At 42.4% G+C, this 13,817-nt stretch carries 11 protein-coding genes, 1 pseudogene and 1 riboswitch; of the genes and pseudogenes, 5 read left to right on the forward strand and 7 right to left on the reverse strand.

The features are described 5' to 3' along the window. Window positions 1-8: 8 nt before the first annotated feature. The 3 genes from G5S32_RS06830 to G5S32_RS06840 form a co-directional block, all read right to left on the reverse strand. Window positions 9-461 (reverse strand): tellurite resistance TerB family protein, encoded by a 453-nt coding sequence (locus G5S32_RS06830; RefSeq protein WP_165311306.1) that lies wholly within the window; start codon window positions 459-461, stop codon window positions 9-11. A gap of 130 nt (window positions 462-591) precedes the next feature. Further along, window positions 592-954, reverse strand: a complete 363-nt coding sequence (locus G5S32_RS06835) for a VC1380 family protein (protein WP_165311307.1) — start codon at window positions 952-954, stop codon at window positions 592-594. Between the two features lie 218 nt (window positions 955-1,172). Further along, on the reverse strand, window positions 1,173-1,760 hold the full coding sequence (locus tag G5S32_RS06840) for an FMN-dependent NADH-azoreductase (protein ID WP_165311308.1): 588 nt from the start codon (window positions 1,758-1,760) through the stop codon (window positions 1,173-1,175). Between the two features lie 183 nt (window positions 1,761-1,943). On the opposite strand from G5S32_RS06840, the gene hrpA reads away from it, so the two are divergent. Together hrpA and G5S32_RS06850 are read left to right on the forward strand one after the other, a co-directional pair. Continuing rightward, window positions 1,944-5,873, forward strand: coding sequence for an ATP-dependent RNA helicase HrpA (gene hrpA / locus G5S32_RS06845; protein ID WP_165311309.1), 3,930 nt, complete (start codon window positions 1,944-1,946; stop codon window positions 5,871-5,873). Window positions 5,874-5,971: 98 nt separating this feature from the next. Further along, window positions 5,972-6,454: a porin family protein gene (locus tag G5S32_RS06850; protein WP_165311310.1), complete on the forward strand. Its 483-nt coding sequence runs from the start codon at window positions 5,972-5,974 to the stop codon at window positions 6,452-6,454. Between the two features lie 86 nt (window positions 6,455-6,540). Here G5S32_RS06850 and G5S32_RS21490 read toward each other — a convergent pair. The 3 genes and pseudogenes from G5S32_RS21490 to G5S32_RS06865 form a co-directional block, all read right to left on the reverse strand. After that, window positions 6,541-6,657: pseudogene (locus G5S32_RS21490) on the reverse strand (OmpW family outer membrane protein); the annotation flags it as partial. A 199-nt stretch (window positions 6,658-6,856) separates the two neighbouring features. After that, the gene (locus G5S32_RS06860) at window positions 6,857-8,338 is read right to left on the reverse strand and encodes a carboxypeptidase M32 (protein WP_165311311.1); all 1,482 of its coding nucleotides are present in this window, start codon (window positions 8,336-8,338) and stop codon (window positions 6,857-6,859) included. A gap of 55 nt (window positions 8,339-8,393) precedes the next feature. Beyond that, window positions 8,394-9,290: a DMT family transporter gene (locus tag G5S32_RS06865; protein ID WP_165311312.1), complete on the reverse strand. Its 897-nt coding sequence runs from the start codon at window positions 9,288-9,290 to the stop codon at window positions 8,394-8,396. A gap of 341 nt (window positions 9,291-9,631) precedes the next feature. On the opposite strand from G5S32_RS06865, the gene G5S32_RS06870 reads away from it, so the two are divergent. Further along, window positions 9,632-10,987: an 8-oxoguanine deaminase gene (locus G5S32_RS06870; protein WP_165311313.1), complete on the forward strand. Its 1,356-nt coding sequence runs from the start codon at window positions 9,632-9,634 to the stop codon at window positions 10,985-10,987. Between the two features lie 83 nt (window positions 10,988-11,070). After that, window positions 11,071-11,709, forward strand: a complete 639-nt coding sequence (locus G5S32_RS06875; protein WP_165311314.1) for a LysE family translocator — start codon at window positions 11,071-11,073, stop codon at window positions 11,707-11,709. 77 nt (window positions 11,710-11,786) lie between these two features. On the opposite strand, the gene G5S32_RS06880 is transcribed toward G5S32_RS06875, so the two are convergent. Then, a complete protein-coding gene (locus tag G5S32_RS06880; protein ID WP_165311315.1) occupies window positions 11,787-13,154 on the reverse strand; it encodes an alanine/glycine:cation symporter family protein in 1,368 nt (455 codons plus the stop codon). A 96-nt stretch (window positions 13,155-13,250) separates the two neighbouring features. Next, a riboswitch (glycine riboswitch) is annotated at window positions 13,251-13,349 on the reverse strand. 307 nt (window positions 13,350-13,656) lie between these two features. Here G5S32_RS06880 and G5S32_RS06885 point away from each other — a divergent pair. Beyond that, a complete protein-coding gene (locus G5S32_RS06885) occupies window positions 13,657-13,815 on the forward strand; it encodes a hypothetical protein (protein ID WP_165311316.1) in 159 nt (52 codons plus the stop codon). Window positions 13,816-13,817 lie beyond the last annotated feature (2 nt).

Genomic DNA, 13,817 nt, shown 5'->3' on the forward strand with positions numbered 1-13,817 from the left:
GGGAACATCTATTTTGATGATTTGTCGATCGTCATCAGTTTCGCTCGGATAAACTGGTGATGGTCAACGTAGAGGAGCTCAGAAGCCTTGCGGATCACAGCGTCTTCTAACGGGTCAATTTCACCGTCAGCGTGGGCGACTTCCCACATGGCTTTAATCAGTTCGAAACGGGTTTCTTGTGAAAGCTCACGTAGTTGAGATGTGAAATCATACAGTGACGCAGAATGTTTAATTTGTTCATCCGCTTTATTTACCAGCAGTTGTGCTTCATTTTTATCAAGACCCAATAAACGTTGAACCAAATGCAGTTTGGCTACTTGTTCTTCGCTGTCTGTTTGGTAGTCAGCCCCTGCGACTTCACTTAATAAACAGGCGATTGCAAGATTTGGGCTTTGTTTTTGCTGACTTAGATCTTGACCATCAAGTAACTGTTTAAATAAAGAGGTAATTGCGTTGAACATAATATAATCTCACTCACTTATATTCTGATTGTTAGGTCTATAGACCTCAATATAGAGACCAATATCACAACAAACAGTTCAGTAAAATTTTTATCGCTTTATGGCTCGGCATCTATAACAACAGTGAGAGCTAAAACTGTTCATCTTCAGCAAACGGCTCTATTAACTCAATAAATTCAGAACTGGTGCGCTCGTGTGCCATGATCAGCAAAGTGAGTAAGGTTTCAGCTTTAGTTTTGATGCCTTTGTTTTCTTCACTAAGCAGAGTTTCGATTTGGCTGCGAATCATCTCGATTTCATGCTCGACAAAACCACGACCTTCTTCGTCCCCCTGATCTTCTTCTGGCGCATTATCAAATTCTAGAAACAAAAAATCGCTATCAAGATGGGTATTGATCAGGCGTTCTGGCAACCAGTCTTCACCCATAACTACGTCTGGGTCGAAACCTTGTGGAAGAGCGTCTAGTAGAGCTTTAAGTTCTGATGCTTTCAAAATCGGGTCTTATTGGTATTTTAGTCTGCGTATATTAACGGCCAAACGTTATGAAAACTAAGTATTCTTATCTTAATTCTCTAAATAAATGTGGTGTGTGCCACCAAATTTGTCCAATTTCCATAACACCAATAAAAAAGCAGCCCTAAAAGGACTGCTTTGTAGTGCACTGAATTATGGACTACTGGCTATGTAGTAGCTTTTACAACTATTGGAGATTACAGTGCGATAGCTTCTAGTTGAGATTGTGCTGATTCAATCCCTTTAGCCGCTGGTTCTTCGCCCATGTTTAGGGCTTCTGCGTACACAAACTCAACGTTTGTGATACCAACAAAACCTAGAATCGTTTTTAGGTAAGGCGTTACGATATCTGTTGCTGAGTCTTTGTGGATACCACCACGAGTTGTGATAACCACAGCTTTCTTGCCTTCAATAAGACCTTGTACGCCCGCTTCTGTGTATTTGAATGTCACGCCCGCACGAGCAATCAAATCAAACCAGTTTTTAAGCTGAGTAGGGATGGTGAAGTTGTACATAGGTGCTGCGATAACAATAGTATCTGCCGTTTTAACTTCTGCGATTAGCGCGTCTGAAAGCGCAACAACTTCTTTTTGTTCTGCAGTTAGATCGTCTGTAGCGCGAAGAGCTGTAGCAACCGATAGATCAAGTACTGGAAGTGGAGAAGCAGCCAGATCACGAACAACGAGTTTGTTTTGATCAAATTTGGTTAGGTAAGCATCAATCAGTTTACTTGATTGAGAGTAATCACCAAGGATGCTGGATTTAAGTGCAAGTACTTGAGACATAGTTTTTCCTTTGCTGAAGATATCAGATTGATGCTTACATAATAATGAGAGGCGGAACACATAAAAAGCTGGAATATTTGCATGACTCATTCAAAAAAATTGAATAAGAGGAATTGCTAATCCTTAGCGCACTCTGTGGTACAATCGGTCCAGTTTTGTTAAATAAAAGAATAGGTAAACGCTTTGACTCAGTCACAGCCAAATACAGAATCAAAGTCCTCAGCAAAGGCGAACAGTGCGGAATCTCTGAAGAAAGCACTAAAGCAATGTTTGCTGAAAGATCGTTTTCGTTTAAGTAAACGTATTTCGGGCGCAAGTAAAATTAATAAAGATGTTGCTCGTAATGCAGTATTTGATGAAATCGCATTAGATATCGCGCAATCAATGATGGTTGTGCAGCAACGAATCAATCAGAAAGTCACTATCGAATATCCAGAGCTTTTGCCTGTAAGTCAAAAGCGTGACGATATCGCAAAAGCCATCAAAGAAAACCAAGTGGTTATCGTGGCGGGTGAAACGGGCTCAGGTAAAACCACTCAGCTACCGAAGATTTGTGCAGAATTGGGTCGAGGTAAGTACGGTCTGATTGGGCATACCCAACCACGTCGACTTGCGGCTCGTTCGGTTGCTACCCGTATTGCAGAAGAGATGGAAACGGAACTGGGTAACTTCGTTGGTTATAAAGTCCGGTTCAACGACCAAATTTCCGATCAGACTCAAATTAAATTGATGACGGACGGTATCTTACTGGCTGAAATCCAGCATGATCGTTTTCTTAATCAGTATGACACCATCATCATCGATGAAGCGCACGAACGCAGTTTAAACATCGATTTTATCCTTGGCTATTTGAAACAATTGTTGCCACGTCGTCCAGATCTAAAAGTCATTATTACTTCAGCAACCATCGACCCTGAGCGTTTCTCAAACCACTTTAGTGGTGCGCCAATCATTGAGGTTTCTGGACGAACATATCCGGTTGATACGCGTTATCGTCCATTGGCGAGTGACGAGGACAGTGATCGTGATCAGCTAGAAGGTATTTTTGAAGCTGTTGATGAGCTTTGCGATGAAGGGCTGGGTGACATACTCATATTCATGAATGGTGAGCGTGAAATCCGCGATACCGCAGATGCACTGTCTAAACGTAATCTTCGTGATACTGAAATTGTGCCTTTGTACGCTCGTTTATCGGCGGGTGAACAAAACAAAATCTTCCAACCACACGCAGGTCGCCGAATTGTACTTGCAACCAACGTAGCAGAGACGTCACTGACAGTTCCGGGTATCAAGTATGTGATTGACCCAGGTACAGCGCGTATCAGTCGATATAGTTATCGCACCAAAGTTCAGCGTCTTCCAATTGAGCCTATTTCTCAGGCAAGTGCGAACCAGCGTAAAGGTCGCTGTGGTCGTGTGGAAGAGGGTATCTGTATCCGTTTGTATTCCGAGGAAGATTTTAACTCGCGTCCGGAGTTTACTGACCCTGAAATCCTACGCACCAACTTAGCATCAGTTATTTTGCAAATGACGGCTCTTGGGTTGGGAGACATCGAAGCTTTCCCATTCGTAGAAGCGCCAGATAAGCGCAATATTCAAGATGGTGTGCGCCTGCTTGAAGAGTTAGGTGCAATCAAAGAAGACTCGAAAAACAGTGACAAACAACTCACGGAAGTGGGGCGTAAACTGGCTCGACTGCCAATTGACCCACGTTTAGCTCGTATGGTTTTAGAAGCGCCTCGTATGGGTTGTTTGAAAGAGGTGATGATCATCGCCTCTGCACTATCGATTCAAGACCCACGTGAAAGACCAAGCGATAAGCAGCAATCTTCTGATGATAAACATCGCCGTTTCCACCATGAAGAGTCTGACTTCCTTACGTTTGTGAATTTGTGGGAATACATTAAGCAACAGCAGAAGGCATTAACGGGCAATCAGTTCCGTCGTCAATGCAAACAAGACTATCTGAACTATTTACGTATTCGTGAATGGCAGGACGTTTATTTCCAATTGCATCAATCAATGCGAGAAATGGAGTACAAGCTAAACGATGAACCGGGTAGCTATGACGCTGTTCATACTTCGATTCTAGTTGGCTTACTGTCTCATATTGGTATGAAAGACCCAGAGAAAAACGAGTATCAAGGTGCTCGTAACGCTCGTTTCAACATTTTTCCAGCATCTGGTCTATTTAAGAAACAACCTAAGTGGGTGATGTCTGCTGAGTTGGTTGAAACCTCAAAACTTTGGGCGCGTATCGTCGCGAAAATCCAGCCAGAATGGATTGAACCATTGGCGAAACACCTCATCAAACGCAGCTACAGTGAGCCGCACTGGTCGAAGAAACGTGCAGCTGTCATGGCGTATGAGAAAGTGATGATTTACGGTATTGCTATTGTGCCTAACCGTTTAGTGAATTATGGCAATATTGATCCGGTGTTAAGCCGAGAGATCTTTATCCGTAGCGCTCTTGTCGAAGGTGAATGGGAAACCAAACATAACTTCTTCAAACTTAACCGTTCGCTATTGCAGGAAGTGGAAGAGTTAGAGCATAAGTCGCGTCGTCGTGACATCTTGGTTGACGATGAAGACTTGTTCCAATTCTACGATCAACGTGTTGGTACAGAAGTGGTTTCTGGTCGTCATTTTGATACCTGGTGGAAAGCTACAAGTAAGAAAACACCAGAGCTACTGAACTTTGAAAAAGAGATGCTGTTTAAAGGCGATGCTAGCCATATAACAGATTTAGATTATCCGAACTTCTGGTACCAGAATGGACTAAAACTCAAGCTCAGCTATCAGTTTGAACCGGGTGAGGACAGTGACGGTGTCACGGTTCATATTCCATTGCCTATCCTTAACCAAATTGAACCTCAGGGTTTTGAGTGGCAAATACCGGGTTTGCGTCATGAACTCATCGTTAGCCTGATTAAGTCATTACCAAAAACGGTACGTAAGAATTTTGTACCAGCCCCAAATTATGCGGATGCGTTTTTAGCTCGCGTGACGGCAATGGAACTTCCGTTGCTCGATGCTTTAGAGAAAGAACTGCGCCGTATGACGGGGGTTGGGGTGTTACGCGATGATTGGAACTTATCGCAAGTAGCGGATCATCTTAAAGTAACGTTTAGAGCCGTTGACCACCGCAACCGCAAATTGCAAGAGAACAAAGACCTCTACGAACTCAAAGAGAGTCTGAAAGAGAAAGTGCAAGAGACTCTTTCTCAAGTTGCGGATGATGACATTGAACAATCAGGTTTACACACTTGGTCGTTTGGTGAACTACCAAAAGTCTATCAGCAGAAACGAGGCGGATTTGACGTTAAAGCCTACCCAGCATTGGTAGATAAGAAAGACAGTGTTGAAATAAAACTGTTCGAGACTGAACAAGAGCAACAAAGCGCGATGCGTGAAGGTCAACGCCGTTTAATATTACTTAATGTTCCGTCGCCAATTAAATATCTACATACCAACTTGCCGAACAAGTCTAAATTGGGATTGTATTTTAATCCGTTCGGCAAAGTAATGGATTTGATTGATGACTGCATTGCCTGTGGCATTGATAAGTTACTCGAAGAACGTGGTGGTTTAGCGTGGACGCCAGAAGAATTTGAGTCTCTTAAAGAGTTTGTCAGGGCTGAGCTGGGTGACACGGTTGTTGATATTGCAAAGCAAGTTGAAGCGATTCTAACTATGGCATTCAACATCAATAAGCGATTGAAAGGTAAAGTCGATTTTACGATGGCGTTTGCATTGTCAGATGTCAAAGCTCAAATCGAAGGTCTCATTTTTAAGGGCTTTGCGACCGAATGTGGTTGGAGACGACTGCCAGATATTTTGCGATATATGAAGGCAATCGAACGTCGCTTAGAAAAACTGCCAGTCGATCCTAATAAAGATCGTCTACACATGTTGAAAGTAGAATCTATCCGCGATGATTATAAAGAGCTGTTAAACAAAATTCCGAAAGGAATGGCGTTGCCTGAGAACATCAAAGAGGTTCGCTGGATGATAGAGGAACTCCGCGTCAGTTTCTTTGCTCAACAACTCGGGACGCCTTATCCTGTCTCGGATAAACGAGTGAAGAACGCAATCGATGCTTGCTCGGTATAATATTTGCTTAGTTGAACGAAATCACTATAATTTGACGTTATGTGGCAACGGATAGCCGAGTTTGGCAAGTTGTCTCGCTTTATCAGAGAAGGTTTATTATGAAAAAAACTCTATTAGCAGTTGCTCTTATCGGAGCATCAACAACTGCGTTTGCTGATTCATGGATTTACGGTGGTGCAACTGTTGGTCAGTCAAACTACAAAGGTGAATCAAGCGCGTCTTACAACGTGCATGTAGGTACCGGTATTTTACCTATTATTGGTGTAGAAGCTGGTTATACCAAACATGGTGATTTTGACCTTGGCGCAGGCAGTGATACCTCTCTGAGCTCACTTTATCTTGCATTAAAACCAAGCATTGATGTTGGTCCTTTACATATTTATGCAAAGGGTGGCTTGCAATCTTGGAAATCAGAAGTTGATGGTTCTAAAACAGATGATGGCGTAGATATCATGTACGGTATTGGTGCTGAGTATTCAGTTATGGGTCCATTTACTGTAGGTGCAAGTTACAACAATTACACCATCGACAACGATGAAGTTGATTCATTCTCACTAAGTGCAACCTTCCACTTTTTATAAGTTCTATAGCACCGAGATATAAAATCCAGCCGAAATAGGCTGGATTTTTTTATCTATAACTAGTTTTTAAACAGACTTTTAAGCGTTTAGAACTTATAACCACCGCCAACCATAAATACCCAAGAGTCAACTTCTACATCAATAGTGTATTTGGTTCCGCCAAATGTATAGCTTGCCTGTGTATCAATATCGATATACCAAACTGAAGCGTTTAAGAACCAGTTGTCGGCAAGTGTATAATCCGTCCCTGCATTTGCTGCAAGTCTCTAAGAGTCATCTAACTCAAGGTTATCATGACCGTTGGTTTTACCATTATTAATGAATCTTTCGTTAAAGAAGTACGAATATTCTTTGTTGTAATATCTAGGTTAGGTGTCCTGCTGGACACCTAATTCATAGATTTTATAGATATCGGTTGATAAGGTGCTGTTTGAAATGTGCAGGATTGAGAGTTTCACCCGTTGCATGCTTTACCAGATCATTGGTAGTAAACAAGCTGCCTTTACTCCAGATGTTTTCTGAAAGCCAAGCGAAGATAGGTGATAAGTCTCCCGAGCGAATGACTGCATCCACATCCACAGTTTTCTTCATTGCTGCCATAAATTGAGCTGCATACATGGCGCCTAACGTGTAGCTAGGGAAGTACCCAAAGCTCCCATCTGTCCAGTGGATGTCTTGCATACAGCCATTCTTGTAATTGTCTTTTGTACTTAATCCAATGTAAGACTGCATTTTTGCATCCCAGAGTTCTGGTACATCGGTGTGCTTTATCTTGCCGTTCATCAAGTCACGTTCTATTTCGTAACGCAAAATGACATGGCTAGGATAAGTAAGTTCATCAGCGTCGACACGGATAAAATCTCTTTTTACTCGAGTGTAGAGCTTTTTCATGTTCTCAACTTCAAGTACTTTTCTATCACTGTCTTTAAAATGGGTTGAGGCTAAACCCGCTAAGTGTTGAATAAAGTTTTCGTTGCGACCAATTTGCATTTCAAAGAACAGAGATTGAGATTCATGAATACCCATGGAACGTGCTTCACCAACAGGATTTCCAGCTAGTGATTTCGGTAATCCCTGTTCATAACGAGCATGACCTGTTTCATGCACTATACCCATCAGCGATTGAACGAATTCTTCTTCGCTGTAGCGAGTAGTAATGCGAACGTCGCTTGGAACGCCTCCACAGAATGGATGAACGCTTTCATCGAGTCTTCCATGGTTGAAATCGAACTGAAGTAACTTCATTACGTCTAAACCAAGCGCTTTTTGTTTCTCTGTCGCATAATGACCATCTGGCAAAACAATTTGTTCGGATCTTTGTTTTTCTATAGCTGCATCTATCAATGCAGGAAGCCAGCTTTTCACATCATTGAAAACCAAATCTAAAGATTGTGTGGTTGTTCCGGGTTCGTAGATGTCTAACATTGCATCATAAGGTGTTAGCCCTGTTGCAGCTGATCGAATTGCCGCTTCTTCTTGAGACAGTTTAACAACTTCTGCCCAGTTCTTTTCAAAACCAGTCCAGTCGTTCGTTTTACGCTGGCTTCTCCAAGCATGTTCACATTTGGAACCCGCCAGAGACTTCGCTTGGACTAAACTTTCTGGCAGAACATTGGCTTGCTGCCATTGGCGCTTCATTTCTCTTAGCGTTGATAGCTGTTCACTATTGAGTGTTTCGGATGAGGCATTAATAAACCACTCTTCAAGTTGCGGTTTAGTCATAAGGTTATGAATATGTACAGATAACTCTGCCATCGCTTCAGAGCGTGCCTGAGCGCCACCGTTTGGCATCATCGAAGCTTGGTCCCAACCACAGATTGCAGATAAGTGGCTGAAATGCGATATGGTTTTAAAGTGTTGAACTAACGTGTTAAATGCACTCATTAGAAAGTGTTCCTATATCCATGATGACGTTTATTGCAGTGTATCATACAAGTTACTAACCCGTTTTACGGCGCCCAATCCGCTGACCAAAGACGTTGATTAATGCTCCTATCACTATGAGAGCCCCGCCAATATATGTCCACATTGCTGGGATTTCATCGAAATACACTAGCCCAATAACAATGGAAAATACGATCTGTACGTAAGAGAAAGCAGAGGCTTTACCCGCCTCTTGGGTCTTCATTGCTTTCGTTAAGCCATATTGCCCAATTTGGGTGAAGACACCGATCATGATTAGCATGAAGGTCAACTTCATGTCTGGCCAAATGAAATCATTCCATACCAAAAGAATTGATATCGGAGTCGCTATCATTGGGAAATAGAGAATGATGACGGAACTGTCTTCTGTTTGGCTTAACTTACGTACGATGACATAAGCAATTGAGCTGCCAAATGCACCGAGCAGTGCGACTATAACGCTTAACGTTGGTAGGCTCACCTTGCTTGAACCATCTAACTCTGGAAGCAATATACAGTACAAACCCAGTATACAAAGCACAATACAGATCAACGTCGGAGGTTGAATGCGTTCTTTAAGGAAAAAGACAGCCAAAAGTGCAGTGAAAATAGGGTGTGTGTATTGAAGAATAGTTGCTTCAGCTAATGGTAACGATGTTACCGAGTAGTACACGCATATTAGTGAGAAAGTACCTATTGCACCTCTAAGTAACAGTAATGGTCTGTTGTTGCCCCAAACAGATATACCCTTGCGTTTCACGTCTGCATAACTAATGACAAAAGAAACCAAAGCCCTTACAGCGACAATTTCAAATACAGGAATGCCATATTCGTGTACCGCTTTTACACAGGCTGTCATTAAGGAGAAGCCTAGTGCAGAAAGAAACATAAAACGGACGCCCACAGGGATCGTCAGTAAAGGATTGGATTGCATAATAAAGGGTGACTTAGTTTAAAGCAGAAATAGGGCGTTACTTTATCGCTACAAACTGTTGTTGTCGCGTTTTTTCTTATGGATGATTGGTCGTACGAATAATTTATCGAACAAAAAATAGTAAGTTTGTTGCCTTAATTTCGCTTTATTCGTTATTGTATTTTTGTCTGAAGGCTTGCCTGATGATTTCATTCGTCATCGAGAGTGAAAGTAATGTCGCCATGCTCATGGTGTTTTATCAACGACAAAACCGTTGTCTTAGAGAAGTGTGATGAGTACTAATGACAACAAATTAAGTCCGATTCCCCTGAAATGGTTGAAACGGCTAAGGATATTTATGAATGCAAACTATCTGGATTAAGAATCCTCTCGCGATTTATACAGGGAATACCAACGATGCTCGTGGTGGCGTGGTAATTCGCGGAAACAAAATTGTTGAGCTGGTTGCGTTAAACAGTTCACCTTTAATTTATTGTGATTACTCTATTGATGCTTCACATCATGTTGTCACTCCCGGCTTAATCAATGCCCATCATCATTTCTATCAAACACTTACCCGTGCGTATCCTGGCGCTTTAAACAAAGAACTGTTTCATTGGTTGAAAAGCCTTTATCCGGTTTGGGCAAATTTGGATGATGAGATGCACAGCGTTGCAACTGAATTGGCGCTGGTAGAATTGATGCGTTCAGGCTGCACAACAGCGTCTGATCACCATTACTTACTGCCTGCTGGACTTGAACACGCCATTGATATTCAGGTTCAGACTGCACAAAAGCTTGGGGTTCGAACTATCTTCACTCGTGGCTCGATGAGTTTAGGTGAGGATGAAGGTGGCCTTCCTCCAAGGCATACCATACAGCAAGAGCAAACCATCATTGATGACAGTGAACGATTAATACGTGACTATCATCAAACCGATGATGGGGCGATGACTCAAATTGCGTTAGCACCGTGCTCACCTTTCTCGGTAACGAAAGATTTGATGAAAGAAACTGCGCATATTGCAAAACGCGAAGGGGTTATGACGCATACACATCTGTGTGAAACCATAGATGAAGAAAATTTTTGTATTCAACGTTTTGGTATAAGACCAGTTGACTACTTGGAAGATGTGGGTTGGTTAAATGATAGGACTTGGCTAGCACACGGCATACATTTCAATTCAGAAGAAATTCTCCGACTTGGCAAAGCGGGGGTGGGTATATCTCATTGCCCGACTTCAAACATGATGTTGGCCTCCGGAATGTGTAAAAACCTAGAGTTAGAATCTGCAGGGGTCAAAGTGGGGCTGGGGGTTGATGGTTCTGCTTCCAACGATGGTTCGAATATGATTGCCGAAGTCCGTATGGCGATGTACTTACAGCGTCTTCAGTACGGTTCAGCAAAAGTCACACATTTCGATGCATTACGTTGGGCGACGAAAGGTTCTGCCGCTGCTATGGGCCGAAGGGATATAGGTGAGTTAGACGTTGGTTTGCAAGCAGATATCGCCATGTTTAAGCTTGACGACATTCGTTTCTCAGGCAGTCATGATCCTTTGGCCGCGTTGTTGCTATGCGGTGCTCAACAAGCTGATAAAGTGATGATCGCAGGACAATGGCGAGTACTAGATGGCGAAGTGGTTGGGGTAGATATGGTGCAATTGCTAGAACGACATCGCGCTGCTGCTAAACGATTGGCACAGCTCGCCAACTAATTAATCTTTAGCTTAAAAGTCATAGAGACAGTATGAGATCTTTGTTGTATAACGAAGATCTCATAATTCATCAAGGATTGATAATGTACATCCAAAATTTCGAAGCTTTTCTTATTGCAATTACCATCTTGACTCTTACTCCGGGTTTGGATACCGCGTTGGTTATCCGCAACACTTCACGAGCGGGATTAGTCGATGGTTGTACTACTAGCTTGGGAATTTGTACGGGACTTTTTGTCCACGCTACCTTTTCTGCAATTGGTATTTCAGCGATTTTAGCTCAGTCAGCGGAGCTGTTTCATTTTGTAAAAATGATTGGTGCGGCCTATTTAATTTGGCTCGGTTTGTCGAGCTTGAGAGCGTTAATGGCTTCTGGTCAAGGGCTGAATGTGGCTGTAGAAACACATTCAGCATTAAACCTAAAACGTTCATTACGTGAAGGTTTTTTATCTAATGTTCTTAATCCTAAAACGGCAGTGTTTTATTTAGCGTTTTTGCCACAGTTTATCAATCCTGAGCATTCACCATTGCTTCAGTCTTTATTTATGGCAGCAATTCATTTTGTGATTGCGATGATTTGGCAGTGCGGACTGGCGGCTGCGTTGAGCTCAGCGAAAAACCTACTTAAAAATGCTTCATTTATGCGTTGGATGGAAGGAACAACTGGTATTGTACTGGTTACTTTAGGTATTAAGTTGTTGTTAGAGAAAGAAACGGTTTAATCAAAAATAGATAAAGTACTCAATGAAAATGAAAAATAGCGCCATCGGGCGCTATTTTTTCGTAAATTAAATGGCTGCTATGCAACGGCTTTAGTGTATCGCATGTGTGCTTCGAAGTAGCGTTTAGTCTCTTCAATCACCACATGTCGCAGTGCAATCAAGCCGATGAGGTTTGGAATTGCCATTAGTCCATTCACGATATCTGCAAGAATCCAGATCATATCCAAATGAAGGAATGCACCTGATGCCACAAGAGCGATAAAGATAATTTTATATGGTAATACGGCTTTGGTTCCTAACAGGAATACCACACAACGTTCACCATAGTAGTTCCAGCCTAGAATAGTAGTGAATGCGAAGAACATTAGGCCAATTGAAACCAGCATTGGTCCTAAGGTGTCAGCATTCAAACCAACAGCAAAAGCGTGGGTTGTCATCGCGGCACCAGCAAGATCTGATTGCCATGCTCCTGTAAGTATCAATGCTAGACCTGTCATCGTACAGATGATGATGGTATCGAAGAATGTTCCTGTCATTGATATCAAACCTTGGCGTACACAGGAATCTGTTTTTGCTGCCGCGGCTGCCATTGGAGCACTGCCAAGGCCTGATTCATTTGAAAACACACCACGAGCGATACCTGACTGGATTGCCAACAAAATGCTTGCACCTAAGAAGCCACCAGTCGCTGCTGTAGAAGTGAACGCTGAAACTAGAACTAACTCTAGCGCGTTGAGCAGTTGATCTGAATTGGTGATGATAACGCTTAAACAAGCTAAGATGTAGAATACCGCCATTGTCGGCACCACTTTACCCGCCACTCTAGCAATAGACTGAATACCACCGATCGTCACGAATGCTACAAGCAATGTAAGTACAACTGCAGTCACTTCACGTGATATACCAAATGAAATCTGGGTTGCATCCAAAATCGCATTGACTTGCGGGAAAGTACCGATACCAAAACACGCTACGCCCACAGCAAAAACAGCAAAGAGAGTCGCAAGAACTTTTGAACCAACACCGTCTTGCAAGTAGTACATTGGTCCGCCGACCATCTGACCGTTTGAGTCCGTTTTACGGTATTTGACCGCAAGTAGACATTCCGCGTATTTAGTCGCCATTCCAAATACCGCTGCTAGCCACATCCAAAACAGAGCGCCAGGCCCCCCAACTTTGATGGCTGTTGCAACACCCACAATATTACCTGTGCCTATTGTCGCTGACAGAGCAGTACACAAAGCAGCAAAGCTAGATACGTCACCTTCTTTGTTTGAGTGTTTGTCTTTTGAAAAGACCAATCTCAACGCAGTAGGAAGATGGCGAAACTGAAGTAAACCAAGACGAAATGTGAAATAGATACCTGTACCCACAAGTAATATAAGAAGCGGTGGGCCCCAAATAAAATTGTCGATGGATTGTAATAATGATTGAACGTTTGTCATGAATTCCCCTTAAAAACAACAAATAAGGAGAAGAGAGAAAGGATGTAAAATAGTATATAGATCTGTGGCGCATAGACACTACAGATACAAAAAGCCTTTCACTCCTCTGTCCTTTTGCCTGAGAGTTTCACCCTGCTATACGCAAGACTTGCTCCTTCGGCGACCGATTTAACGGTTCTCTCCAGAGGTTCCTCCAACTACAGTCCTCGCTCATTCCAAATGTGGAATAAAGCACCTGAAAGATTTACTTCTTCGGCGGGTAACACTAATCTAACAATTTATTATTAGATTAATAACCTCTCTCCTGCAGTCTTCATCGGAACAATTATCCATATGAATGGATAATTTGCGTTGGGGATATTAGCGAAATCAAAATGTGATGTCACGCGCTAGATCAAATTAATGTAACATTGTGGTTCAAGTTACGGATTTATATACTTTCCCATGACCTTTTAGGCAATAATAAGTGATATAAGCTAGTCAACATGAAAGGGAGGAATCCATGAACAGGTTAATCGCTATCGCTGTATTGGTGATACTGGCTTTTCTGTTGATCCGTTATGGTACTAACGCGAAATTTCAAAAATGGATTGTAACCACGTTGGTTTCTGCGTTTGTTATCTATGTTGTCACGGTTGTTATTGCCGAATTGATCCGCTGATG

The organism is Vibrio ziniensis, assembly GCF_011064285.1.
GTDB lineage: Bacteria > Pseudomonadota > Gammaproteobacteria > Enterobacterales > Vibrionaceae > Vibrio > Vibrio ziniensis.

Excerpts from the sequence above, each read along its gene's own strand:
- G5S32_RS06860 (WP_165311311.1), bottom strand. The coding sequence starts at position 8,338 with ATGAGTGCATTTAACACGTTAGTTCAACACTTTAAAACCATATCGCAT.
- G5S32_RS06880 (WP_165311315.1), bottom strand. The coding sequence starts at position 13,154 with ATGACAAACGTTCAATCATTATTACAATCCATCGACAATTTTATTTGG.
- G5S32_RS06840 (WP_165311308.1), bottom strand. The coding sequence starts at position 1,760 with ATGTCTCAAGTACTTGCACTTAAATCCAGCATCCTTGGTGATTACTCT.
- G5S32_RS06885 (WP_165311316.1), top strand. The coding sequence starts at position 13,657 with ATGAACAGGTTAATCGCTATCGCTGTATTGGTGATACTGGCTTTTCTG.
- G5S32_RS06850 (WP_165311310.1), top strand. The coding sequence starts at position 5,972 with ATGAAAAAAACTCTATTAGCAGTTGCTCTTATCGGAGCATCAACAACT.
- G5S32_RS06870 (WP_165311313.1), top strand. The coding sequence starts at position 9,632 with ATGCAAACTATCTGGATTAAGAATCCTCTCGCGATTTATACAGGGAAT.
- G5S32_RS06865 (WP_165311312.1), bottom strand. The coding sequence starts at position 9,290 with ATGCAATCCAATCCTTTACTGACGATCCCTGTGGGCGTCCGTTTTATG.
- G5S32_RS06830 (WP_165311306.1), bottom strand. The coding sequence starts at position 461 with ATGTTCAACGCAATTACCTCTTTATTTAAACAGTTACTTGATGGTCAA.
- G5S32_RS06875 (WP_165311314.1), top strand. The coding sequence starts at position 11,071 with ATGTACATCCAAAATTTCGAAGCTTTTCTTATTGCAATTACCATCTTG.